We start from the raw sequence: 20,941 nt of genomic DNA on the forward strand, positions 1-20,941 counted from the left end.
AATATTATATCACGATTTAAGACGAAACAAAAAAGAATGACAGCATCTCTACATAGATAAAATGTACAACGGACTGTCATCGGTTACGAAGTCCTCTAGCTGATAGGCTGGTATCGGAAACATAGGAAATCCCGCATAGCCCGGTGTGATTTCATATTTGTCAAAATAGATAACCAATGTTTTGTCTGCGATATAGTACTTTTGATCAGGTGAAATGCCGGGGTAGTTGTCTAACAGCGGAATATCACGTTCTTGAATTTGCTGTTCAATCAACTTGTTAATTATCTGTTCATAACCGCTGCTTGTTTTAAACAAGTCAGACAGCTCATATATTTCCCCCGATTGAGCATCAGCTGTAAGTGAGTCTAATAATTCTACAGGATGAGCCAAACCAGGCATATTCGCAAATAAGCTGAACGTGAAACTGATAATACCACGCTGATTGTTTTTCATTTCAAAATCACCGATTAATTCGGTGGAGCCGGGTTCAAAGTACCCCATTTCCTTAATTTGTAAAAAGAGGCTGTCAATTTTTCTTAAAATGCTGTGGTTTATTTTTTGCTCATGAAGAGGGTCCACTAGTGTTACCTGTGGATAAAAAACGGAAATGTTTGGAGCAGTATATGAATACGATTGAATCGGTATTGGAAGTCGATAACGTTCCATGAAGCATCAACCTTTTTAAAAAAATTTATACATTAGCCTATTCAGCTTGCAGTAAAGTGGCACTGATGTAGGATAAAAAAATGTTGAGCGGACATATTAGTATTGGAGAAATAATTACTGTATAAATATGGAAGGGGATTTACAATGAAAAAAAGCATCTATGGACTTTTTGCGTGTCTTTTTCTTTTAACGCTTATCACGGGGTGTAATACAGGCAATGAAGGGGCTGCAGAGAGAGAGAGCAATGGGTATCAACAAATAGAACACACACCGAACAACGGAAATAATCCAACTGCAGAGCAAACGAACAATAATGACCGTTTTCCGTTCAATTTGTTTGGGGGCGATGAAAGAGGAGGTAATGGCGGGGAAACAGGTTTGCCCGTTCCAGATACTGATTTAGAAATCGAAGAAGGAGACGTGCCGGATGAGTCCGAACTGCCTGGACAGCCGCAGGATGGTACAGGAGACGGAACTGGTCAACGTCAACAACAGCCGGAAAATCCAGGGAATCAAGAAGATGACTCTATCCAACGTCAAGATGAACCGCAAACCGATGGCAATCAGGACACGGGTAGTTCTGCTACAGGAGTGGAACAAAAAGTAATTGAACTGACAAATCAAGAAAGAGAAAAGAATGGATTATCTCCCTTAAAAGCAGACCCACAAGTAACAAAAACGGCAAGAGCAAAGTCGCGCGATATGGCAAGTAATAACTATTTTGCCCACAATTCTCCAACGTATGGTTCGCCGTTTAACATGTTAAGTGACTTTGGGGTAAACTACACAGCAGCTGCGGAAAACATTGCTGCAGGACAGCAAACACCTGAAGAGGTCGTACAGGCCTGGATGAATAGTGAAGGGCATCGAAAAAATATTTTGAATCAAGAAGTGACACATATTGGTGTAGGATATGTGGAAGATGGAAATCACTGGACACAAATGTTTATTGGTAAATAAATGAAAGCAGCAACATAAACCTGAACCTCCATATTACTTTTACATGTGATATGGAGGTTTTGCTTTAACAAAAAATGTAAAAGAATGCACTTTTTAATATGGCTTCAAGTACTCATTTGAGCAGGAGGGGCTGATGCCGGCTGGTTAATTATAGATAGGTGGAATGGACATCTCTGGTTCATCGTTTCGTGAGACATGTACTTGCAGCTGGTCATTAATGGAAGCAAAAAAGACTTGCTGAATATTATCAACCCCTTGCGCATGCAGCTGTTCTCTCAGCCAAAGTTCATCAACATCTAACTGTTGAAGGACGCTTGGGTACATGTTTCCCTCGATAATAACGGGATAGGCAATCGAGGCAGATGATGGTGTGATGTTCATATCTTCTAATGTTACGGTTTGGTTGTTTGGCTTTTTAAGGACACTAACCGTTCCGTTTGCTTCAACGACAGCAGTTTGCACTTCATGTATGTCAAAGATATCTTTTTCTCGTAAAGCTTCGAGAACGTTATCTATCGAATAGCGTATGTGTTTGATGTTGCGGTGTAACAGTTTACCATCTTGAACAACAACGGTCGGCTCAAACGTAATATATTTTCCAATCGTCCGGTTGGATATTTTCATTTTGGCAACAACATGCTGCAGGAATGCGATAAATATAATCGCGGCTGCTGTTGGTAAGTGGTGTACACTTGGATCAGCGATGTCGGCCCCCACAACCGAACCTAATGTAATAACGATTAAAAAATCAAACACAGGCAATTCACCAATTGCTCGTTTTCCCATAAAAATAGTCATTACTAAAAGCAACGGCAGTATCGTAATAATCCTGCCTGCCACAAGTACGATATCGATGACATTATTCACCCTGGTTAGACCCCTTTACAAGTAGATGGTAAATTCTTCACTTATTTTCGTGCAAATCCATTTATTTATACATAGACTGGCTGCGCAGTCATGAAGAGAGGGTGTTTGTCATATGATGTTTGGACAAGGTCATGAACAGGAATAAGGAAAATAAGAGCTTACAAATGGCTGGTCTTTTTTAAAAGGGGGTTCACCAACAATGAAAAAGAAAAGAGTTATGGTAAGTATTCTTATTGGATGTATTATTGGGTTTGGCGTGACATCAGGTGCACACGCTTTCAACCATCATTCAGCCGCTGGTTATACTTGGTTTTTATCGTCTATAAAAAGCACGGTTGAACATGCAAATAGCTATCATGAGAACGCAGACCATTTCGACATGATGATGAACACTGCAGAGGGCAGCGTCTCTCTTAACAGTAACGGCTCGAAGCTGGCAGAAGACATTGAAACGTTGTTTAACAGCGAAGGAATAAATAATCATTTACACGATTATAATCCAGAAGAGCTTGTCATCAGAGTGAGTGACCCAAATGTTTTAAGTTTCGATAAGGCAGAGGCAAAACAAAAAATGGCCATTTCAAAAGACCCTGTCCAAGAGGCAGTAGTAGAAGCATATGCTCAGCAGGAAGGAGCTGCTCACTTGTACTTGGATGCAGTCGAAGAGGGGGAAATTACTACCCTTGCTAAAACAGAAATAGAGGTAAAAAAATAAAACCGATGGAAGCACTGTCTAATAATAGGCAGTGCTTTTATGTGGTAAAACGGCATAAACAGTCTGGCAAAGGAAAATAATATAACTGTATGTTTATGGATAACGTTAGAAAGGACGGACATGATGCTTCGTACATACAAGCACCTTGTATATGACACAAAAAGCAAATTCGAAAGCTTGCTGCAACGTGTATATGCAAAAAAGCGCTGGGAAAACGTAGTGATTGAACCCAAAGAGGTACTGCAGGTCAAAGAAGTTTTAAAAACAGCTGCATCAAAAAAGCCCCGCGTTCGTTTGACGAAAGAAGAGCAAACATTAGTGGAACAAATTATAGATGAGACAAAAAGATACAATCGAAATAATATAACCCGGACAGAAGCATATCGTACATTTTATTTTCAGCATCCAGAAGTTCATTGGGCGTTTTTGGCACACATGGTTTCTAGAAATGGCGGCTATTGTATGACAGATGTGAAGGGACAGTTGTTTTCTCGTTTTTTAAGCAGTGATGAACAACAAGCGTATTTTCAATTTTTTGAGCGGGCAAACGCACTGATTTTTCAAGATGCTTATCCACAGCTGCGTTTATATGAAGAAAGCAAAAAAAGGCAAAAGAGTTTATTTCATCTTTTACCAGTCTTTTACGTTTCTGCTTTTATGCAGCCATTTTGGGAGATGTTTTTTACGCAGCAACAGTCAGCGCTGTTAACTGTGGCGCTCATTATCAATGAACAGAATTATATTGAAAAAAGAGTGATTCAACAGCCATATTATCAGCAGCATGTGCTGCAATCATTAAAATTTAAAGGGCAAGAGCTAATACAGTTAACGCAGGTTGTCTTTCCTTATCAATCAGCGCGGTATGCCGGACAATTGAACGGAATACGGCTGGCGGGGCTGGTCATGGAAGATTTTACTGATATAGAGGAGCGTATTAATGTTGGGAAACAATTATATGCGATGCTTTTTGGGATTGAAGATGTTTTCACAGGGGCATTGGCCTTTGCCTTAAAGCAGCACCATACGGCATCCAGATCTGATTATTGGCCGCATATGTTTTCAAAGAAAGAAAAATATAAACATGCACATTATGATAAAGAGCGCTTTCTTGCGTGCAGGCGAAAGCAGGGAGCCCCTCCTCTTTACAGCCCTGATTTAAAAGCAGCTTGGAGTGACCAGCCAGTACAGCCGCCAAAACGGTTTGACTGGTTTCAACGCATGGAAGTATTGAAATATCTTAAAACAATTTCCGTGCCAATGGCTTTTGATATGACAAGCGAGTATTGTTTTGGAGTGAACAAAATGGAGTTGGGCGTATTAACGAAAACAATGTGGCAAAAGCACCAGTAACCAATGGATCTTATACTGAAGAGACAGTCGGTTCGATAATAGTAAATGTATTGTCATCGGTATTAAGGTTAGCCATAGCGCCGATGGGCACGGCTGCTTTAAATGTGCCGTGAGCGGTAGCAAGGCCAGTCATCAGCGGTTTGTTGAGAGGAACGAGGTATTTTTCAATCACTTCTTCATATGATTCTCCGTATGAGACTGGACATCCGGTGCACTCCCCCATCACAATGCCGGCACAATCGTCAAAGGCACCAGCCATAGCCAATTGTTTTAAGTAGCGGTACACGGTATTCGTTGGTTCATGGGTATCCTCTAAAACGACAATTTTGCCGTTAGTATCTATTTCATATGGGGTGCCAAGCAGCCCGGCGAATGTAGTGAGCGTTCCTCCGACAATCGGGGCGGTAATGTTGCCAGGTACTCTGCTGACAAGCGGCATATTTGGCGGGTTTTCCAGTTGTCTTGGGTATTGAAGAGTGGAGACAGCTTCATAAAACGGGTCGTAATTGTAGGGAGGAGTGTTCATTCGAAAATCAATCAGCATAAGACTTTGAAATGTGATAACATCAGCGAATTGATAAATAGGGTTTAACAGAGCAGTTATATCACTGTAGCCGCTGATGATTTTAGGATGCCTGCGAATTAAGGAAAAATCAAGGTACGGTAAAATCCCGGCTACTCCCACTCCTCCTCGTGAGGGGAGAATCATCTTAATATCGTCTTCTGCAACCATACGCATAAAATCATATGCCCGTTCACGGTCGGAGCCGGCAAGAAAGCCATCGCGTGCATAGACATAATCTCCTAAAACAACGTGAAAACCAAGTTCTTGTAACACATCTGTCCGTGCCTCAACCACAGGTCTTTCGATGGGGCTGCCAAGTGTGACAATGCCTACGGTGTCACCGGCTTCTAACAAAGGAGGACGAATGGCCACGTTATCACCTTGCTTTCCTAATCGTCACGTGATATTACATGTATATGGAAAAAGAAAAGGTTCATCACCGTAAATTCAACTGAATAATTTGTCTTTATGCATACGAGGAGGGAAGAAAATGAAACTTTCACCAGTTCGTGAAGAGTTTTTTCATTATCCTACATTGGAAATGGCTCAGCGGCTGCTTGGACACATTCTCGTCAAAGAGACGAATGAAGGTGTAGCGGCTGGAAAAATTGTAGAAACCGAAGCGTATCAAGGGCCTGATGACCGTGCGGCTCATAGTTTTGGCAACCGCCGAACGAAACGAACCGAAGTAATGTTTGGGCCGCCTGGCTATGTATATACATATGAAATGCACACTCATTGTTTAGTCAATGTCGTCTGCGAAAAACCAGGCATACCACAAGCGGTTTTAATACGTGGAGTGGAACCGGTTGAAGGAATCGAGTTAATGTACAAACGCCGTGGAGATAAAAAAGAAAGAGATTTAACGAGCGGGCCTGGGAAGCTTACAAAAGCACTTGGTATTGTAAAAGCTGATTATGGACGGGCATTTTTTGAAAGACCGCTCTATATTGCTCAAGGAACAGCACCTTCTAACATCTCGAGCGGCCCGCGAATTGGCATCGGTAATGCAGGAGAAGCGAAAGACTATCCTTGGCGGTTTTGGGAGACGGGGAACTCTTATGTGTCGAAGTAAATTTTTCCGTTGACAAGTGCTTGCAGCCGGTGTATTCTAAAAAAATAAATAAAAAATCCTACTAAAGCGATAAAGATTGAGGTGAATGCACATGCAAGCACAGGTACAACCTGTTTCAGAACAAAAAGGCCCGGTTCAAAGCACACCTTCGTTAAATCAAGCGCAAACACCGCTTGTCATCGGTGGTTTAACCGTTGCAGCAATTCTATTTATTTATCTTGCTGCAGCGCAAAGTGTTGTTCAGCCCGTGCTTTTAGTGATTGGCCTTTTGTTAGGATATACATTGTTTCATGCGCGATTTGGTTTTACGTCCGCTTTTCGACGGTTGATGTCGGTGGGAAATGGACAGGCACTGCGTGCACATATGGTGATGCTGGCAGTGGCTGTGACGTTGTTTGCACCAATTTTAGCCACTGGTTTCACGTTTTTTGGGGGTACTGCCCAAGGATACGTATCGCCAGTAGGTGTTAGTTTAATTGTTGGTGCCTTTATGTTTGGTATTGGGATGCAGCTTGGAGGAGGATGTGCCTCTGGTACGTTGTACGCAATTGGCGGCGGGCGCTCGGTTATGTTTATTACGCTGCTCTTTTTCATTATTGGAGCAACAATTGGAGCGTACCATTTTGAGTTTTGGACGAGTGAAATGCCGGCGTTTGAGCCTATTTCGCTAGCAACATCAACAGGGCTTGGATATTTTGGAGCGTGGCTTGTTTCTATCCTTATTTTTGGAATCGTTATTCTTGTTACTCTCCGGATTGAAAAGAAAAAAAATCCGCCTAAAATGGCTGCATTGCCATCGGCATCAGGGTGGAAACGAATTTTCAGAGGTTCTTGGCCGCTCATAGCAGCTGCCATTGCCTTGGCTGTGTTAAATGCTTTGACCTTAATGACAAGGGAGTCACCTTGGGGCATTACATCTGCTTTTGCTTTATGGGGTTCGAAAGCAGCACAAGCTGTCGGGATTGATGTATCAAGCTGGGGATATTGGCAGGCAAATGCTGATCAGCTTCAAGCATCCATTTTTGCTGATACGACAACGGTACTCAATTTTGGTGTTATTCTAGGCGCATTTATTGCGTCAGCGGCAGGAGGGTTATTCCGTTTTAATAAGGTTACTCCAAAGAATGCAGCGGCTTCAGTTATTGGCGGCCTGCTGATGGGATATGGTGCTCGTCTTGCGTTTGGATGCAACATTGGTGCTTATTTTGGAGGTATTGCTTCCTTTAGTTTACACGGGTATATCTGGGGAGTACTGGCTCTTGCTGGTACATTCTTAGCACTGTTTTTACGGCCGTTGTTTGGTTTATCTGTCCCAAAATCAAAAGACTCGTTTTGTTAGGCACGGCAAAAAGCCGCAAGGACATGTCCTTGCGGCTTTTTAACGTGGATAGAATGATTGGTGTTCATCACAGGATATACTTCTGCAGGATATAGCGGCTTCTACGCCCGACATGGGAGGTGCGCGTTTTTAGTAGAAGTTCCAAGCAGAAGTTCTTATACTTTAGTCAAACTTCTTTCTTGCAGGGTATAGGTATGCTTGTTACAAGTGCTGATCCATTTCTTTGAGAACGTCTCCGATGTTTCTGTCTCGGATGATAAGATCTGCTAAAGCATCTAAATCTGTCTCTGTCCGGTTAACAATAGCTAATTTCGCACCATGTTCTTTTGCTTGTGCCGGAAAAGTGGAGGCAGGTGCAACCGATAAACTTGAACCGAGTACGATAAACAGATCTGCTGCTCTTGTGTGCCGGTCAGCAAATACAATCGCATGTTCAGGAAGCATCTCGCCAAATAAGACAACATTCGGACGAAAAAACCCATGGCATTTCGGGCAAGTCGTTTGTTCTGTTAAGTAAGCTTCACTCGAGACGACATGTCCGCAATCATTACAGCGAAGGGATGTGATGGAACCATGCAGCTCAGCTACTTTTTTACTTCCTGCCCGCTGGTGAAGCCCATCTACATTTTGTGTAATAATGCTTTGAATGATCCCTTGTTTTTCCCACGCAGCGAGTGTTTTATGTCCACTGTTTGGTTCTACTTCTTCTAAAGCTTGGATTCTTGATTGATAGAAATGAAAAAAGTCTTCACGGTTGTATTGAAGAGCTTCGGTGCTGGCTAGCGCAATTGGGTCCTTATGTTTCCATAAACCTTTATTCGAACGAAAATCAGGCAGCCCGCTCTCGGTTGACATGCCGGCGCCTGTCATCACAACGGTGTGGTGAGCGCGTTTCAGCCATTTTGTGAGTGTTTCCATGTTAATCTCACCTCTTTTTCCATCATAGACGTTATCTACTATGAATATATACGGTTCAATGCTTTGAAGCAAATACGTACCACATGGTTTTGTTACATTCCTTTGTTTTTACGTTATTAATGCATAATTGGCAGTGAATAACGGCTTGCCTTTCCCGGAATGTAACATAGAATTCTTGGCGTGTGCGTGTTTGGCTTGTACTTTCATCTTTGAACCATGTTAAACATTGTATTCACCCCAATACTTGTATGGGAACCAAAAAAAGAGCGCCCGCCACATACGGACCCTCTGTCATATACAAAACATATTAGATAATTAGGAATAAAAAGGAGAAAGTATAGATGTGGTGCGGCTGAGAGGATTCGAACCTCCAAGAGCGATAATGCCCACACGGACCTGAACCGTGCGCGTCTGCCAGTTCCGCCACAGCCGCAGAACACATTATATTATAAAACGTTTCAGAAATGATTGCAAGAGATAATTATATGTGGATGACTCATGCTAGAATAAAAGGAGAAAATAAGAGGAAAGTAGTGGACCTAATGTTTTCAGCGGAAGAGAGTCGTTCGAAAATAGATTTCACTTATGAAACAACTATGGTTCTGTTAGCTGCTGCTTCCATTGGAACATTGTGGTATGACACCGGAGCAGATAACTACATTATTTGGGGAACGTGGAGCGTCTTTTTTGCAGATTTTCTGTTCCGTCTAGTAACAAGTCGCAGCAAATGGGCATTTATCAAAGCCAACCCCTTCATAGTCATTGCGGTAATTCCACTAGATGCAGTATTTCAGGCAGCCAGGCTGGCACGTATTTTACATTTAGTACGTTTGAAAACTATAACGAAATATTATACGATGCCGTTTATTCGTTTTTTAAAACAGCAAAACGTTGCTGTCGTTTTATCATTATCATTTGTTTTGCTGTTTCTTTTTATCATTCCGTTACATTATAAAGAACCTGCTATTGAAAGTTTTTTAGAAGCTTTTTGGAGCGGGTTGTTGTCTTTCTTGTTTTTCGGCAGGTCCAATTTTGAACCAGTGACGCTGGTCGGTCACATTCTATTAGTAGTGTTAAGCATTTTTGGCGTGATTGTTTACGGTCTTGTTTTAAGTATAGTGGCAGACAATATATACCACTCCAAATATGTACAGAAATATCTTCAAATATGGAAAAAACATTCTAAACGAAAATAAGCGTTCATAAGATGAGATAAAACGGATGAAGGCAGGTGTCATCGTGAAAGAATTTACACAGCGAAAGTATTACCATCCTTATGTCAGTCCGTTTGATCCGTGTCCGCCAATACGAGTAAAGTCGTATGATACGCCTCCACAGCTTTATTTAGGATTTCAGCCCCCGGGTCTTCCGCAATATCAGCCGAAGCAGGCTCTTTATAGCGGGACGCTTTGGCCTGCTTTATTTTCCCCGTATGACAATCCATATGAGCGGGGGGGACAATCATGAGCCAGAAACAGCTTCCACAAGAGTTTTATCAGTTAATGGAAGAGCTGCAAGCGGTTGATTTTGTATTAGTGGAATTAACGCTGTACTTAGATACGCATCCAGATGATACTGCGGCGATTCAACAATTTAATGATATGGCTTACTACCGTCATCAGCTCGTTCCACAAATTGAACAGTATTATGGGCCTTTGCAGCAATTTGGCAATAGTTACAGCGGTTATCCATGGAATTGGAACCAATCGCCGTGGCCGTGGCAGATTTAATAAAGGAGGGCTGTTTATGTGGATTTATGAGAAGAAGCTGCAATATCCGGTAAAGGTAAGTACTTGTAACCCAATGCTGGCAAAATTTTTAATCGAGCAATACGGCGGCGCTGATGGCGAGTTGGCTGCAGCCCTTCGCTATCTCAATCAAAGGTATTCGATTCCAGATAAAGTAATTGGATTACTTACCGATATCGGCACCGAAGAATTTGCCCATTTAGAAATGATTGCGACGATGGTTTATAAATTAACCAAAGATGCCACACCGGAACAAATGAAAGCAGCTGGTTTAGGGGCTCATTATGCCAATCATGATAACGCATTGTTTTATAATAACGCTGCAGGCGTTCCATGGACCGCCTCTTATATACAAGCAAAAGGAGATCCTATTGCTGATTTGTATGAAGATATTGCAGCGGAAGAAAAAGCACGGGCAACGTATCAGTGGCTTATCGATATGTCGGATGATCCTGACTTAAACGACGGCTTGAAGTTTTTAAGAGAACGAGAAGTCGTACACTCCCAACGTTTCCGAGAAGCTGTGGAAATTCTAAAAGAAGAACAAGGCAAAAAGAAATTTTATTAAGAAAAATAAAAGCAGACACGAAATCAGTGTCTGCTTGTTGTGTTTAAGGAGAGAGGTATGCGAATCAGCCGGTCATCTTCCTGGCCGGGATTACCCCGTCCATCTCGATTATTTGTAATGACATATAGATAGGTATCATCGGCGTACACATCGCGCAGCCGGTCGTTATCTTTATATATCATTTCCATGCTGCCTTCTGGTATAGAAAATTGCATCAATTGATTGCCGCGCAAACCCGTGACATAAAGTTGTCCCTCATGAAAAGTACTTCCAGCCGGTGCCCACGTATCATTTCCTGAGTGAAACAGCGGAGTTTTTGCATTTTCCTGTGATTCGTCTCCTGTAATGATGGGCCAGCCGTAATTTTCACCAGGCTCAATTCTATTGATTTCATCACGGCCGCTTGGTCCGTGTTCGGAACTGTATAAGGTGTTGTTATCCCAGCTTAAGCCTTGCGGGTTACGATGGCCGTATGAGTAGATATAAGAAGATGGCATGGGGTTATCTTCAGGTATGTCACCATTTGTATCAAGTCGAAGAATGCTTCCAGCAAGATTTTGCTGATTTTGTGCTTCGTGTGCTTGATTGGCATCACCAGCTGTTGCATATAACATACCATCAGGGCCTATTTGTAAACGTCCTCCGTTATGAATCTCGGCTCCTGGTATTTCTTCCAATAAAACAAACTGCTCACTCCACTGAGTATCGGTTTTTTTTATAGCTGCGATGCGATTGAATAAGCGATTATTTTCTCGATACGTGTGGTAAATGTAAGCAGTTTGATTTTGGTGAAAATCTGGGTCAAGCACAAATCCTAAAAGGCCGCCTTCTCCTGTTGAAATGACATCTTTTTCGAGTTCAACAGAGGAACGGGTAACAGTGCCATTGGAATCAATTGCAGCAATCGTACCACCTCGTTCCGAAATGAAAAAAACATCATTTTGGCGTTGAATGGACCAAGGAACATTTAATCCAGTGGCTATGGTTTCTGCATTGTGCATGTCATCTTGTTTATTATCAGGTGTTTGTGTGTCTGGAGAAGTATCTTCTGTCTCTGTTTTGCCATTGTCTGAAAAAGCACAACCTGAGAGTAAGACAAATAGAAATGAAAATAGTATCTTTTTTTGCACAAACAGCCTCCTTATTCTACAGAGCTTTCTTGTTCTATTCCCTGCCCACACAAAACGTAATCGTTAACATCATTGTGTTTTCAGAAACAATATGTGAAAAAAGGAGTGTAACACGACATCAGAAGCTGGTGCTGACATCATGGTACTTCATCATAGACTGACACTATATAAAGAGACACCAAATGAAAAGGGAAAGGTTATCAATTAGTGTGCTTGTCTTAACTGATGCGGTGAATGAATAGAAAGATATGGGAAAATATTCATGAAAATGCGCGAGTACATGATAGAATAGATATAAGTATATGGTATAAAGAAAGGGAGGCCTGCAGTGAAATTAACAAAATCGTTAGACAAAATGTGGTATTTGTCTAAGATAGGGTTTTTTGAGTTTCTTCCGAAAGAAGGATTAGAAGTGTTTGCGCCGATGATTCGTCATGAAACTGTAGCAAAGCATACGATTATACAAACGCCAGACACAGCAGAAAATAAATTGTATTTTGTAAAAGAAGGCGCCGTTAGAATATATGACATGGACGAGGAAGGCAGAACATTTACGGTTAGTCTTCTCGGACCATACAGCACGTATGGTGCCATCCGTTCTTTTTCATTAGGTACGGAAAACGTCTATGTTGAAACAATAGCTGATGTGTATTTGTGTTCAATGACAGAAGAGCAGTTTCATGAATTATTGCAATCACACCCAGACATTGCTGTTCATGCGATGGAGATGCTGTCGAAGCGTCTTCAAGAGAGGGAGAGGCTTTTGCAAATGATTGCAACTGGGAGTGTTAAGCAACAAATTACCCATTTGTTAGTGTCTATGGCCGATACATATGGGAAGAAAGAGAAAGTGTTTGTCGATATTCCTATTCCGTTATCTCATCAAGAAATCGCCAATATGCTAGGCGTCACGAGAGAATCTGTCTCCACCAACATGCGCAGGTTAAAGTCAGAAGGAATGATTCGAAATTCTGGTCGAAAAACGATTCAAGTGAATCAGCAGGTAATAACAGACTATAACGAAAACGCGTAAAACTGTGAAATAGATTACAGAAAAAGAAAATGGTGCGCTGTACAATACTCTTAGGATGTGCGTGTGTGTAAAAAGGAGGACTGCAGCGTGCTGGATAAGAACAGGAAGCAGCAGAATACAGAAATGTTTGATGCAGAGTGGGTGTACCTAATGCAGCAAGCTAAAGCAAGCGGGCTAAAAGTAGAGGAAGTTCGGGATTTTTTATCAAACTGTCATGATAAACAGAAAGTGTCAACGGAGAAGCGCTAAGAATTTCATACAACAGAGGTGGAAATATCAGAATTATTAAACAAAAATACTTTTTTAAACTCCGGTTAGTGAAAAGCCGGGGTTGTCTTTTAGTATGCAATATAAAAAGAACTCTCCGAGGAGAGTTCTTTGGTATTGGTTTTACATTACTGTTTGGTTACGTTAGCAGCTTGTGGGCCACGGTCGCCTTCTACAATTTCAAAGCTGACAGTTTGTCCTTCTTCCAAAGTTTTGAACCCTTCTTCTTGAATAGCAGAGAAGTGTACAAATACGTCATCTGCGCCTTCACGCTCAATAAAACCAAAGCCTTTTTCTGCATTAAACCATTTAACTGTTCCTTGTTCCATGTGATCCTCCTGTGTGCGCTGTACGCACGAAATTAAATTACTTATCTTGCTAAACACTATGATCAAAGCAACCTCTGACCCTAGGTTACAAAATAGCAATTACATCATATCATGTTCGCCAAACAAATGCAACTTTTTAACAGCTGATCACCGAAAAAAATTTAAGCCTGGATATTATTTATGAAGCAGGTGTTCGATCCAGCTTAGTTTTTAGAGGGTAGAACGTTACGCTTTGAATCATGAGAGACAACATAATCATCATAAATGCTAAAGAAAGCAAGCCTTCATCTTGTGCACCAGCTTCTCCGGTGATTCCTAATAAAAGGGCCAGAGACATTGTTCCTTTTATTCCCCCCCACGTTAATAATAATGTGTCACTTTTGGTATAAGTATTCCTCCATAAGGGAAGCGATTTTAAAATAAAAACAAGCATAACCGCGCGCACAATTATTGACAAGGTAAAACCAATCAAGGCAAAAAGGAGACCGTCTGTTGTGAAAAAGTCTAAACTTTCGATTCCAATTAAAATAAAAATGATGGATAATAACACAGGTTCGATAGTTCCCCAAAAACTTTCTAAGTCTCTTCGCAGTGATTTTTCCTTTTGATTTCCAGCTAGTTCTTTTGATAAGAAAAGACCGCTAATGACTACAGCAAGAACACCTGAAACTCCTAAGCCTTCAGCTGCATAAAAGCTTCCATAGGCAAGAAGCAGACTAAGCCAAACTTGATAAGCGTGGTATTCAATGAAATGAATTCCTTTTGGTACAACCCAGCCTACAACAAGTCCGGTAAGCACCCCGCCGAGAGAAGTGTATATAAATTCCCATGTAAACAAAGCAAAGTGCAGAGGTTCGCTGTTCAAATAATAACCTGAAAATAAACTGAAAATCACAACACTAGTCCCATCGTTAATTAATGATTCCCCCTCTACAACTTCCGCTAAATGGTGGGTGTCGCTGCTTTTTTTTAATATAGAAACAACTGTAACGGGGTCGGTTGGTATCAATAAGGCAGCAATAACCATCGCCGCTGCAAGGGAGATGCCGATGAGAAGATGCCCGACTGCATACAACAACATCCCAAGCAGAATGGCAGAAAGAAATATACCCAGTGTACCAAGCGTGATAATTAGACCGGCTTTTTGTTTTAGTTGATGCAGAGGAAACTGGTAAGCAGAAATAAATAGTAAGGCGGGTAAAATCCAGTCAAAAATAAACTCTTTTGTCAAATTTAATGTGGATAAAAATGGAAAAAACGCCAAAATGACGCCAGAGGCAACCAAAATAATAGGAGCAGGGAATTTCTTTTGATTCTTATCGAGAGAAAAAACCAAAAAACCAATGAATACAATCATAAATAACTTGTTTGGGTCCATTTCCCTGCACCCTTTCTTATCGTAAAAGATGAAGTTATTTTCATAATAGCCTGAAACAAAAGGAGTGAAACATCATAATAAATTGCTGCCAAAGTGAAACAAGAGACACTAAGAAAAAACACTTCCACTTCTTTTTAAAATATGGAGTCTAAGGATTAAAAATGTTTACAGTATATTTTTTGGCAGATGCTCCTGGTACTTGAAGGAAAAGAAGGGGGGAATATTAAATGCTTCTATATTCTTACCTGGTTATATAAACGAAAAGCTGTCCCATTTATGTATGGGACAGCTTAAATGCATTAAGCAGCATGTTTCTTTTTACGGTAGTACCCTTGCCAGATTGGAACAACAAACGATAAGAAAGCAGCAATAAGCATACCAAGTGCGATTGGCTTATTAATGAAGACACTTAAGTCATTGTTAGACATTGTCATTGCTTGTCTAAAGGATTCTTCCATCATTCCGCCCAATATAAAAGCAAGGATAAAAGGAGCAGGCGGAAATTTAAAGAGTCGCATGAGATACCCGATAATCCCAAAAATTAAAAGCAAGTAAAGGTCAAATGTATTAAAGCTGATGGAGTATACACCAATCATACTAAACATAATGACAAGAGAAATTAACAATGGGCGCGGAATTGCAAGTATTTTGGCGATGTATGGAATCAATGGCAAGTTTAAAATCAAAAGAAATAAATTACCAACGTACATGCTTACAATAACTCCCCAAAATAACTGAGGTTGTTCACCCATTAACAAAGGACCAGGCTGAATATCCAATACAAGCAAAGCTCCCAATAACACCGCTGTCGTTCCAGAGCCAGGGATTCCAAGGCTTAAAAGAGGTACAAATGCCCCGCTTGTCGCTGCATTATTCGCTGTTTCCGGCGCGGCGACCCCTCGGACAGCACCTTTACCGAATTCTTTAGGCTTTTTAGCTAATTTTTTTTCTGTAATATAACCGATAAAGGAAGCAATGGTAGCACCGGCTCCTGGAAGAACACCAAGGATAAACCCTAATATAGATTGCCGCCCCACAGGACCGCTCATATCTTTTAATTCACTTTTTGACAGCTTTAAACTGCCAAGTGATTTACGGTCTTTGGATGTTTGACTTCTATTAATAATTAACGCACAAACTTCCGACAGAGCAAATAAACCAAGCGCGACAACTAAAAAGTCAATACCTTCAAGCAAGTTAGGGTTATTAAATGTAAAACGAGTCGTTCCCGTTTGGCTGTCAATACCAATTGTTACAGCCATAATTCCTAGCACAGCAGAAATTAATGCTTTTACTGTAGATCCATCAGATAAGCTGGAAATGGCTGTTAGACCGAGCACCATTAATGCAAAGTATTCTGGAGGTCCAAACACGACAGCCACGCTTGATAAGGCAGGAGCAAAAAGCATTAATAATACAACGCTGACTGTCCCGCCGACAAAAGAGGAGATGGCAGCGACAGCCAGAGCTTTTCCTGCTTCCCCCCTCTGGGCCATAGGATAGCCGTCAAAGGAAGTGGCAACGGTTCCAGAGATTCCTGGCGCATTCAAAAGAATAGAGGAAGTAGAACCGCCAAACACAGCACCATAATACACACCAGCCATTAATACTAAGGCAACGGTTGGATCCATATTGTACGTTAATGGAATCATAATGGCTATTGCACTAATTGGCCCAAGTCCGGGCATCATACCGATTAATGTACCGGCAAGTACACCAAGGAATACAAACAAAATACCTTCTATACTAAAAGCCAGCTGTACACCACTTAATATTCCCTCTAATGAACCCATTCCTTTTCCTCCTTTCTAAAATGGAATGATTCCAGATGGTAAACTAATGCCAAGCAGCATAGTGAAAGCACTGTAAAGAACAAGCGGAAAAAGAATTGAAACGATAAGGTTAACGCCGTGTTTCGTATAACCAAGAAAAAGAGAGCAAAAGAAAATAAATAAAAAGGAAACGAGAAGAAATCCTAATCGTTCCAAAAGAAATATATAAGCCAGTATCATAAAAACGACACCGATAATTTTTCTTAAATCCTCCTTAGGAATGATGCGTTTTTCCTTATCTTCTTTTGTTTCTTTATCAGGACTAAAAAATAAGATGAGACTTAAAATAATCAGGCCGACTCCTAATGCTTTTGGCATCGTTGAAGCATCGATGACCGTATTTGTGAAACTTGGAAGCTGAAATGATAAATATAAGTAAAAAATGGATAAGGCAATTAAAATAAGACTGATTTTACGATGTGCAGGTCTTAGCATTTTCTGATTGAAACCTCCTTTTATAAAAAGTGAGAAAAACATTAGCAAGGAAAAGTCGTGATCTATGGAAGATCACGACTCCTAAAAGGTTCGCTGTTCCATTACTCTTCTTGCATGTTTACGTCATCTAGAAGTTCCTGCATCGTTTTTTCTTCTTCTTTCAAAAATTCAGCGTATTCCTCACTATCCATATATAATTCATTCCATGCATACTTTTCACGAGTGTCCTCCCAATGAGCCGAGTCGTTTAACTCTTGGAATTTTTCTTCATAGTAAGCAATTTGTGCATCTGTCATTCCAGGAGGTCCGAAAAATCCTCTCCAGTTTATAAATGTTGCATCAATGCCTTGTTCAACAGCGGTAGGGAAGTCTTCAACGACCTCACCTTCTAACCGTTCTTCCGCGGTGACACCAAGTACTTTAATTTCGCCAGCTCTTACTTGTTCTACTGTCTCTGTTACTCCAGTTGAATAAACGTCAGCGTTACCATTTAACAGGTTCGTCATCGTACTGCCGTCTTGAGCAGAAACATATTTTACAGATTGTGGGTCAACACCTGCTTCTTTTGCAATTTTGATGAACTGAATATGGTCCATGCTCCCTGGAGAAGATTCACCAATAACCGTAATATTATCTGGGTTGTCTTTCATATCATCAAATAATTCATTTAAGTCATCCCATGGAGCATCCTCACGCACAGCAAACGCACCGTAGTCTGAAATCATGTTTGCAATGGGGGTGAAATCTTCATACCCGTACTCTGATTGGCCATTTAAAGGGATGAGAAGCAAAGGAGGTGATGCGACAAATAAATGATGTGGGTTTTCGGCTTTACCAGCAATGTAGGCCCAACCTACAGCTCCGCCACCGCCTTCTTTGTTGACAACACCAATGCCTTCATCCATAATATTTTGTTCTTCAAAGCCTTCTGCTGCCATTCTTGCTGTTGTATCCCAGCCGCCGCCAGCACCAGAAGGGGCTACAAATTCAATCGATTGTTCGGGCTGCCAGCTTCCGTCACCAGCATTATTGTCTGCATTTGATTCTTCATTTTCTCCCCCTCCGCAAGCGGCCAGTGTTAAACCTGTACAAAGTGCAAGAGTTGATAACCAAAATTTTTTCATGTTGTAATCCCCCTTTTTTGATTATTTTAATTTTAAGAAAAATAATCAAATTTGTAATCGTTTACAAAATAATCTGTATAAAAAAATTAAATATATATTTTGTTCATTTTGTTCACTGATAATAATAAATGTATGTATATATTAAAAAACCGCCCATGAAGGGTTTCATGGACGGCTTGTTCGACTCTAAGATTGTTTTTTTCGAATAAAATATCTTCTTTCCGGCCTGCCTACGATGCCATATATGGGTCTCGCATCGGCCTGGTTAGAGGAAATCATGTATTCGAGATAGCGGCGTGCGGTTGTTCGTGAAGCTCCAAGGTATTGTCCCATTTCTTCTGCTGTCATGCCTTCTCCCGCGTTTTCGAGCTCTTTGGCTACCGTTTGCAAGGTGAGTGGATCAATCCCTTTTGGAAGCTCGTCTACTGTTTCAGCAGTGCTGTCCCAAGGCTGCAGCTGGCTGCGAATCGACGTTAAGCGGTCGATATTTTCTTGTGTAACTTGTTTGGATTCATGAAGCTGCTGGTGAAATATTAAATAATCTTGTAAGGTTTTTTCCAAGCGTTCGAGTGAGACAGGTTTTATTATATAATCAAAAACGCCATAACGTAATGATTTTTGCACGTGTTCTACGTCAGTGGAAGCAGAAATAATCAATATATCTACCTGTGGATGATGTTCACGAATCGTGCCCAGCAGCTGGGTGCCTAGTTCATCGGGCATAAAAATATCAAGCAACAGCAGGTCAATAGTATGTTGTTCGAGCATGTGCAATGTGTCTTTAGCGTTTAAGGACTGATAATCGCATTGAAACCCCTTTACACGGTTAACGAGTTCTTGATGAATGGAAGCAATTCTAAAATCATCTTCTGCAATGGCTGTTCGTATCATGAAACCTCTCCTCCTTGATGTGAAGATGGTTTTTTAGGCAGGTATATAGAAAAAAACGCACCGCCTTCCAGCTTATTATCAAATTCAAGCATTCCATCGAGGTTAGACACTGTATCACCAACAATCGTGAGTCCATATCCTCTTTTGTGATGGATGCTCTGTTTGGTAGAGAAACCTTTTTCCATAAGTATATCTGCGTCGTAGGGAAGTCCCGGACCATTATCACTTATTTCGAACACAACATCGTTTCCGATATCTGTAACGAAAAAAGTTACCTTAGGATTAAGACTGTTTTTAGCCGCATCCAACGCGTTATCGATCACATTTCCTAGTATAGAGATAATTTTTGTTTGGGACATATGCGCAGGAAGTGGTTCTAGATGACTTGCCTGATCGACGTCAAACGCTACTTTCATTTCAGAAGCTCTCCCTGATTTACCAGCTAATATGGCTTGTACAGTCGTATCTTTTATTTGACTAAACAGTACTTCTGTCTGCTTTTTCTGGCTGATTGTTTCTTCTTCTATTAATTGGATAGCCTCTTTTGTCTGGCCGAGATGAAGGTAACCCGAAAGAGCATATAATTTATTCGTATATTCATGATTTTGAGAACGCAGATCATCGGAGTATCTTTTAATATCGGAAAGAGTATTTGCCATTTCCATCATTTCTGTTTTATCTCGAAAAGTAGAAACGACGCCTACTATTTGATTGTTATCAAAAATAGGCTCTCTATTTACAATGAAGATTTTTCCTTGTAAAGGCAGTTCTTGATTGTATTCAGGCCGGCCATGCTCTAAGACACGTTCCATAACCGAATCAGGAAGTATTTCTTTAATGGGTCTGCTTTCTACGGGTTCTGACAAATCAAGCATCGTTCTGGCAGAATGGTTGATAAGTGTTAAACATCCGTCTTTATCAATCGCAATAATACCTTCACGAATGGCGGAAAGAATAGCTTGGCGTTCTCGAAATAAATGAGCGATTTGATAAGGTTCTAATCCATACATATCTTTTCGAATACTTTTGGAAAGTACGACAGCGCCCAGTGTTCCAATGAAAACAGCTGCTAACGCTAATAAACCGAGTAATGAAAGACGCTCGAGTATAACAGCGTGTAAATCTTCTATTAAAAAACCGACCGAAACAACCCCGATAATATTGCCCATGTTATCCCTGATGGGTGCCTTTCCTCTAAGTGATGGACCAAGTGTTCCTTCTGCTTGAGAAACATATGATTCTCCATTTGTTAATGCACGATGATTATCTCCCCCGACCATTTCTTCCCCTATTTTCCACTCATCAGGATGAGCATAGCGAATGCCGCTCTCATTTCCAATAACAACAAATTCAGCCCCGGATTGTTCACGAACTCGTTCAGCATACGGTTGTAGAACCTCCGAGGGATTATCGGTTTGAAAAGCATCCCGAACGGTAGGAGCACTCGCAATATAAGTAGCCGTACTCAATGCTTTATCACCTAACGTATCTTCAATTTCTTCTGATTCTAAGTAGGCAAAAAAGCCAGATAACGCAATGATAACAAGTGTAATTAATGTCAAAACAAGAAGGATAATCTTTGTTTGAATCGTAACGTTCATCATTTTCATCAGTTTGCCTCCCTCCTTTTCGGATTGACAGGAAAGGATAATCTGTTGGCATGGGTGAATCATTGGTGTTGTCAATATGTGGAGGAAATCTGTATACATGCAGACGAGGCTGTCGCCTATATCTAAAGGGTTGGCACCGGC

At 41.0% G+C, this 20,941-nt stretch carries 23 protein-coding genes and 1 tRNA gene; 11 read left to right on the plus strand and 13 right to left on the minus strand.

Annotated elements, in window-relative coordinates; genetic code table 11:
- Positions 1-48: 48 nt before the first annotated feature.
- Entirely contained in the window at positions 49-666 is a 618-nt protein-coding gene (locus BLT18_RS05900) for a DUF3298 and DUF4163 domain-containing protein (RefSeq protein WP_091272110.1), read from the minus strand.
- A gap of 144 nt (positions 667-810) precedes the next feature.
- Here BLT18_RS05900 and BLT18_RS05905 point away from each other — a divergent pair, with 144 nt between their 5' ends.
- On the plus strand, positions 811-1,626 hold the full coding sequence (locus tag BLT18_RS05905) for a CAP domain-containing protein (RefSeq protein WP_091272111.1): 816 nt from the start codon (positions 811-813) through the stop codon (positions 1,624-1,626).
- A gap of 144 nt (positions 1,627-1,770) precedes the next feature.
- Here BLT18_RS05905 and BLT18_RS05910 read toward each other — a convergent pair whose 3' ends face one another.
- Complete coding sequence (locus tag BLT18_RS05910) at positions 1,771-2,493, minus strand: DUF421 domain-containing protein (RefSeq protein ID WP_139184712.1); 723 nt, start codon at positions 2,491-2,493, stop codon at positions 1,771-1,773.
- A gap of 199 nt (positions 2,494-2,692) precedes the next feature.
- Between BLT18_RS05910 and BLT18_RS05915 the strand changes: the two genes are divergently transcribed.
- Together BLT18_RS05915 and BLT18_RS05920 are read left to right on the plus strand one after the other, a co-directional pair.
- A complete protein-coding gene (locus BLT18_RS05915; RefSeq protein WP_091272113.1) occupies positions 2,693-3,208 on the plus strand; it encodes a hypothetical protein in 516 nt (171 codons plus the stop codon).
- Positions 3,209-3,328: 120 nt separating this feature from the next.
- Positions 3,329-4,558, plus strand: a complete 1,230-nt coding sequence (locus tag BLT18_RS05920; RefSeq protein WP_091272115.1) for a DUF2515 family protein — start codon at positions 3,329-3,331, stop codon at positions 4,556-4,558.
- 10 nt (positions 4,559-4,568) lie between these two features.
- Here the strand turns inward: BLT18_RS05920 and BLT18_RS05925 are convergent, their stop codons facing one another.
- Positions 4,569-5,495, minus strand: coding sequence for a S66 peptidase family protein (locus BLT18_RS05925; protein ID WP_091272116.1), 927 nt, complete (start codon positions 5,493-5,495; stop codon positions 4,569-4,571).
- A 118-nt stretch (positions 5,496-5,613) separates the two neighbouring features.
- Between BLT18_RS05925 and BLT18_RS05930 the strand changes: the two genes are divergently transcribed.
- Both BLT18_RS05930 and BLT18_RS05935 read left to right on the plus strand, forming a co-directional pair.
- The gene (locus BLT18_RS05930; protein ID WP_091272118.1) at positions 5,614-6,198 is read left to right on the plus strand and encodes a DNA-3-methyladenine glycosylase; all 585 of its coding nucleotides are present in this window, start codon (positions 5,614-5,616) and stop codon (positions 6,196-6,198) included.
- Between the two features lie 91 nt (positions 6,199-6,289).
- On the plus strand, positions 6,290-7,537 hold the full coding sequence (locus BLT18_RS05935) for a YeeE/YedE family protein (protein WP_091272120.1): 1,248 nt from the start codon (positions 6,290-6,292) through the stop codon (positions 7,535-7,537).
- Between the two features lie 201 nt (positions 7,538-7,738).
- Here the strand turns inward: BLT18_RS05935 and BLT18_RS05940 are convergent, their stop codons facing one another.
- Both BLT18_RS05940 and BLT18_RS05945 read right to left on the minus strand, forming a co-directional pair.
- A complete protein-coding gene (locus BLT18_RS05940) occupies positions 7,739-8,455 on the minus strand; it encodes an NAD-dependent protein deacylase (RefSeq protein WP_091272122.1) in 717 nt (238 codons plus the stop codon).
- 344 nt (positions 8,456-8,799) lie between these two features.
- A tRNA-Leu gene (locus BLT18_RS05945) sits at positions 8,800-8,888 on the minus strand.
- 52 nt (positions 8,889-8,940) lie between these two features.
- On the opposite strand from BLT18_RS05945, the gene BLT18_RS05950 reads away from it, so the two are divergent.
- From BLT18_RS05950 to BLT18_RS05965, 4 genes are read left to right on the plus strand one after another with little or no spacing between them, the layout of a single operon-like run.
- A complete protein-coding gene (locus tag BLT18_RS05950) occupies positions 8,941-9,651 on the plus strand; it encodes a hypothetical protein (protein ID WP_245705191.1) in 711 nt (236 codons plus the stop codon).
- Positions 9,652-9,694: 43 nt separating this feature from the next.
- The gene (locus BLT18_RS05955) at positions 9,695-9,922 is read left to right on the plus strand and encodes a spore coat associated protein CotJA (protein ID WP_281242339.1); all 228 of its coding nucleotides are present in this window, start codon (positions 9,695-9,697) and stop codon (positions 9,920-9,922) included.
- Positions 9,919-10,185: a spore coat protein CotJB gene (locus BLT18_RS05960; protein WP_091272127.1), complete on the plus strand. Its 267-nt coding sequence runs from the start codon at positions 9,919-9,921 to the stop codon at positions 10,183-10,185. Before BLT18_RS05955 ends, BLT18_RS05960 begins: the two co-directional genes overlap by 4 nt.
- Positions 10,186-10,201: 16 nt before the next feature.
- Entirely contained in the window at positions 10,202-10,771 is a 570-nt protein-coding gene (locus BLT18_RS05965; RefSeq protein WP_091272128.1) for a manganese catalase family protein, read from the plus strand.
- A gap of 23 nt (positions 10,772-10,794) precedes the next feature.
- Here the strand turns inward: BLT18_RS05965 and BLT18_RS05970 are convergent, their stop codons facing one another.
- Positions 10,795-11,901: a PQQ-dependent sugar dehydrogenase gene (locus BLT18_RS05970; RefSeq protein WP_091272129.1), complete on the minus strand. Its 1,107-nt coding sequence runs from the start codon at positions 11,899-11,901 to the stop codon at positions 10,795-10,797.
- Positions 11,902-12,229: 328 nt separating this feature from the next.
- Here BLT18_RS05970 and BLT18_RS05975 point away from each other — a divergent pair, with 328 nt between their 5' ends.
- Both BLT18_RS05975 and BLT18_RS05980 read left to right on the plus strand, forming a co-directional pair.
- Entirely contained in the window at positions 12,230-12,934 is a 705-nt protein-coding gene (locus BLT18_RS05975; protein ID WP_091272130.1) for a Crp/Fnr family transcriptional regulator, read from the plus strand.
- Positions 12,935-13,021: 87 nt separating this feature from the next.
- Positions 13,022-13,183 (plus strand): anti-repressor SinI family protein, encoded by a 162-nt coding sequence (locus tag BLT18_RS05980; RefSeq protein WP_091272132.1) that lies wholly within the window; start codon positions 13,022-13,024, stop codon positions 13,181-13,183.
- Between the two features lie 146 nt (positions 13,184-13,329).
- Here BLT18_RS05980 and BLT18_RS05985 read toward each other — a convergent pair whose 3' ends face one another.
- From BLT18_RS05985 to BLT18_RS06015, 7 genes are all read right to left on the minus strand, one after another.
- On the minus strand, positions 13,330-13,530 hold the full coding sequence (locus tag BLT18_RS05985; RefSeq protein ID WP_091272133.1) for a cold-shock protein: 201 nt from the start codon (positions 13,528-13,530) through the stop codon (positions 13,330-13,332).
- A gap of 178 nt (positions 13,531-13,708) precedes the next feature.
- Positions 13,709-14,908: a cation:proton antiporter gene (locus BLT18_RS05990; protein ID WP_091272136.1), complete on the minus strand. Its 1,200-nt coding sequence runs from the start codon at positions 14,906-14,908 to the stop codon at positions 13,709-13,711.
- A gap of 299 nt (positions 14,909-15,207) precedes the next feature.
- Positions 15,208-16,701 carry a tripartite tricarboxylate transporter permease gene (locus BLT18_RS05995; protein ID WP_091272138.1) on the minus strand — a complete coding sequence of 498 codons (1,494 nt, stop codon included), beginning with the start codon at positions 16,699-16,701 and terminating at the stop codon, positions 15,208-15,210.
- Positions 16,702-16,716: 15 nt separating this feature from the next.
- Complete coding sequence (locus tag BLT18_RS06000; RefSeq protein ID WP_091272140.1) at positions 16,717-17,175, minus strand: tripartite tricarboxylate transporter TctB family protein; 459 nt, start codon at positions 17,173-17,175, stop codon at positions 16,717-16,719.
- A 101-nt stretch (positions 17,176-17,276) separates the two neighbouring features.
- Positions 17,277-18,299, minus strand: a complete 1,023-nt coding sequence (locus tag BLT18_RS06005; protein ID WP_091272142.1) for a tripartite tricarboxylate transporter substrate binding protein — start codon at positions 18,297-18,299, stop codon at positions 17,277-17,279.
- A gap of 186 nt (positions 18,300-18,485) precedes the next feature.
- Positions 18,486-19,190, minus strand: coding sequence for a response regulator (locus tag BLT18_RS06010; RefSeq protein ID WP_091272144.1), 705 nt, complete (start codon positions 19,188-19,190; stop codon positions 18,486-18,488).
- Entirely contained in the window at positions 19,187-20,800 is a 1,614-nt protein-coding gene (locus BLT18_RS06015; RefSeq protein ID WP_245705192.1) for an ATP-binding protein, read from the minus strand. The genes BLT18_RS06010 and BLT18_RS06015 overlap by 4 nt, the downstream gene beginning before the upstream one ends.
- Positions 20,801-20,941: the final 141 nt, after the last annotated feature.

Origin of the sequence: Alteribacillus persepolensis, from assembly GCF_900099605.1 — a bacterium.
Taxonomy (GTDB): Bacteria; Bacillota; Bacilli; order Bacillales; family Marinococcaceae; genus Alteribacillus; species Alteribacillus persepolensis.

Coding starts and splice junctions, on each gene's coding strand:
- BLT18_RS05935 (WP_091272120.1), top strand. CDS start 6,290: ATGCAAGCACAGGTACAACCTGTTTCAGAACAAAAAGGCCCGGTTCAA.
- BLT18_RS06015 (WP_245705192.1), bottom strand. CDS start 20,800: ATGAAAATGATGAACGTTACGATTCAAACAAAGATTATCCTTCTTGTT.
- BLT18_RS05915 (WP_091272113.1), top strand. CDS start 2,693: ATGAAAAAGAAAAGAGTTATGGTAAGTATTCTTATTGGATGTATTATT.
- BLT18_RS05940 (WP_091272122.1), bottom strand. CDS start 8,455: ATGGAAACACTCACAAAATGGCTGAAACGCGCTCACCACACCGTTGTG.
- BLT18_RS06010 (WP_091272144.1), bottom strand. CDS start 19,190: ATGATACGAACAGCCATTGCAGAAGATGATTTTAGAATTGCTTCCATT.
- BLT18_RS06000 (WP_091272140.1), bottom strand. CDS start 17,175: ATGCTAAGACCTGCACATCGTAAAATCAGTCTTATTTTAATTGCCTTA.
- BLT18_RS06005 (WP_091272142.1), bottom strand. CDS start 18,299: ATGAAAAAATTTTGGTTATCAACTCTTGCACTTTGTACAGGTTTAACA.
- BLT18_RS05990 (WP_091272136.1), bottom strand. CDS start 14,908: ATGGACCCAAACAAGTTATTTATGATTGTATTCATTGGTTTTTTGGTT.
- BLT18_RS05995 (WP_091272138.1), bottom strand. CDS start 16,701: ATGGGTTCATTAGAGGGAATATTAAGTGGTGTACAGCTGGCTTTTAGT.
- BLT18_RS05950 (WP_245705191.1), top strand. CDS start 8,941: ATGTGGATGACTCATGCTAGAATAAAAGGAGAAAATAAGAGGAAAGTA.
- BLT18_RS05960 (WP_091272127.1), top strand. CDS start 9,919: ATGAGCCAGAAACAGCTTCCACAAGAGTTTTATCAGTTAATGGAAGAG.
- BLT18_RS05900 (WP_091272110.1), bottom strand. CDS start 666: ATGGAACGTTATCGACTTCCAATACCGATTCAATCGTATTCATATACT.
- BLT18_RS05905 (WP_091272111.1), top strand. CDS start 811: ATGAAAAAAAGCATCTATGGACTTTTTGCGTGTCTTTTTCTTTTAACG.
- BLT18_RS05985 (WP_091272133.1), bottom strand. CDS start 13,530: ATGGAACAAGGAACAGTTAAATGGTTTAATGCAGAAAAAGGCTTTGGT.
- BLT18_RS05965 (WP_091272128.1), top strand. CDS start 10,202: ATGTGGATTTATGAGAAGAAGCTGCAATATCCGGTAAAGGTAAGTACT.
- BLT18_RS05930 (WP_091272118.1), top strand. CDS start 5,614: ATGAAACTTTCACCAGTTCGTGAAGAGTTTTTTCATTATCCTACATTG.
- BLT18_RS05920 (WP_091272115.1), top strand. CDS start 3,329: ATGATGCTTCGTACATACAAGCACCTTGTATATGACACAAAAAGCAAA.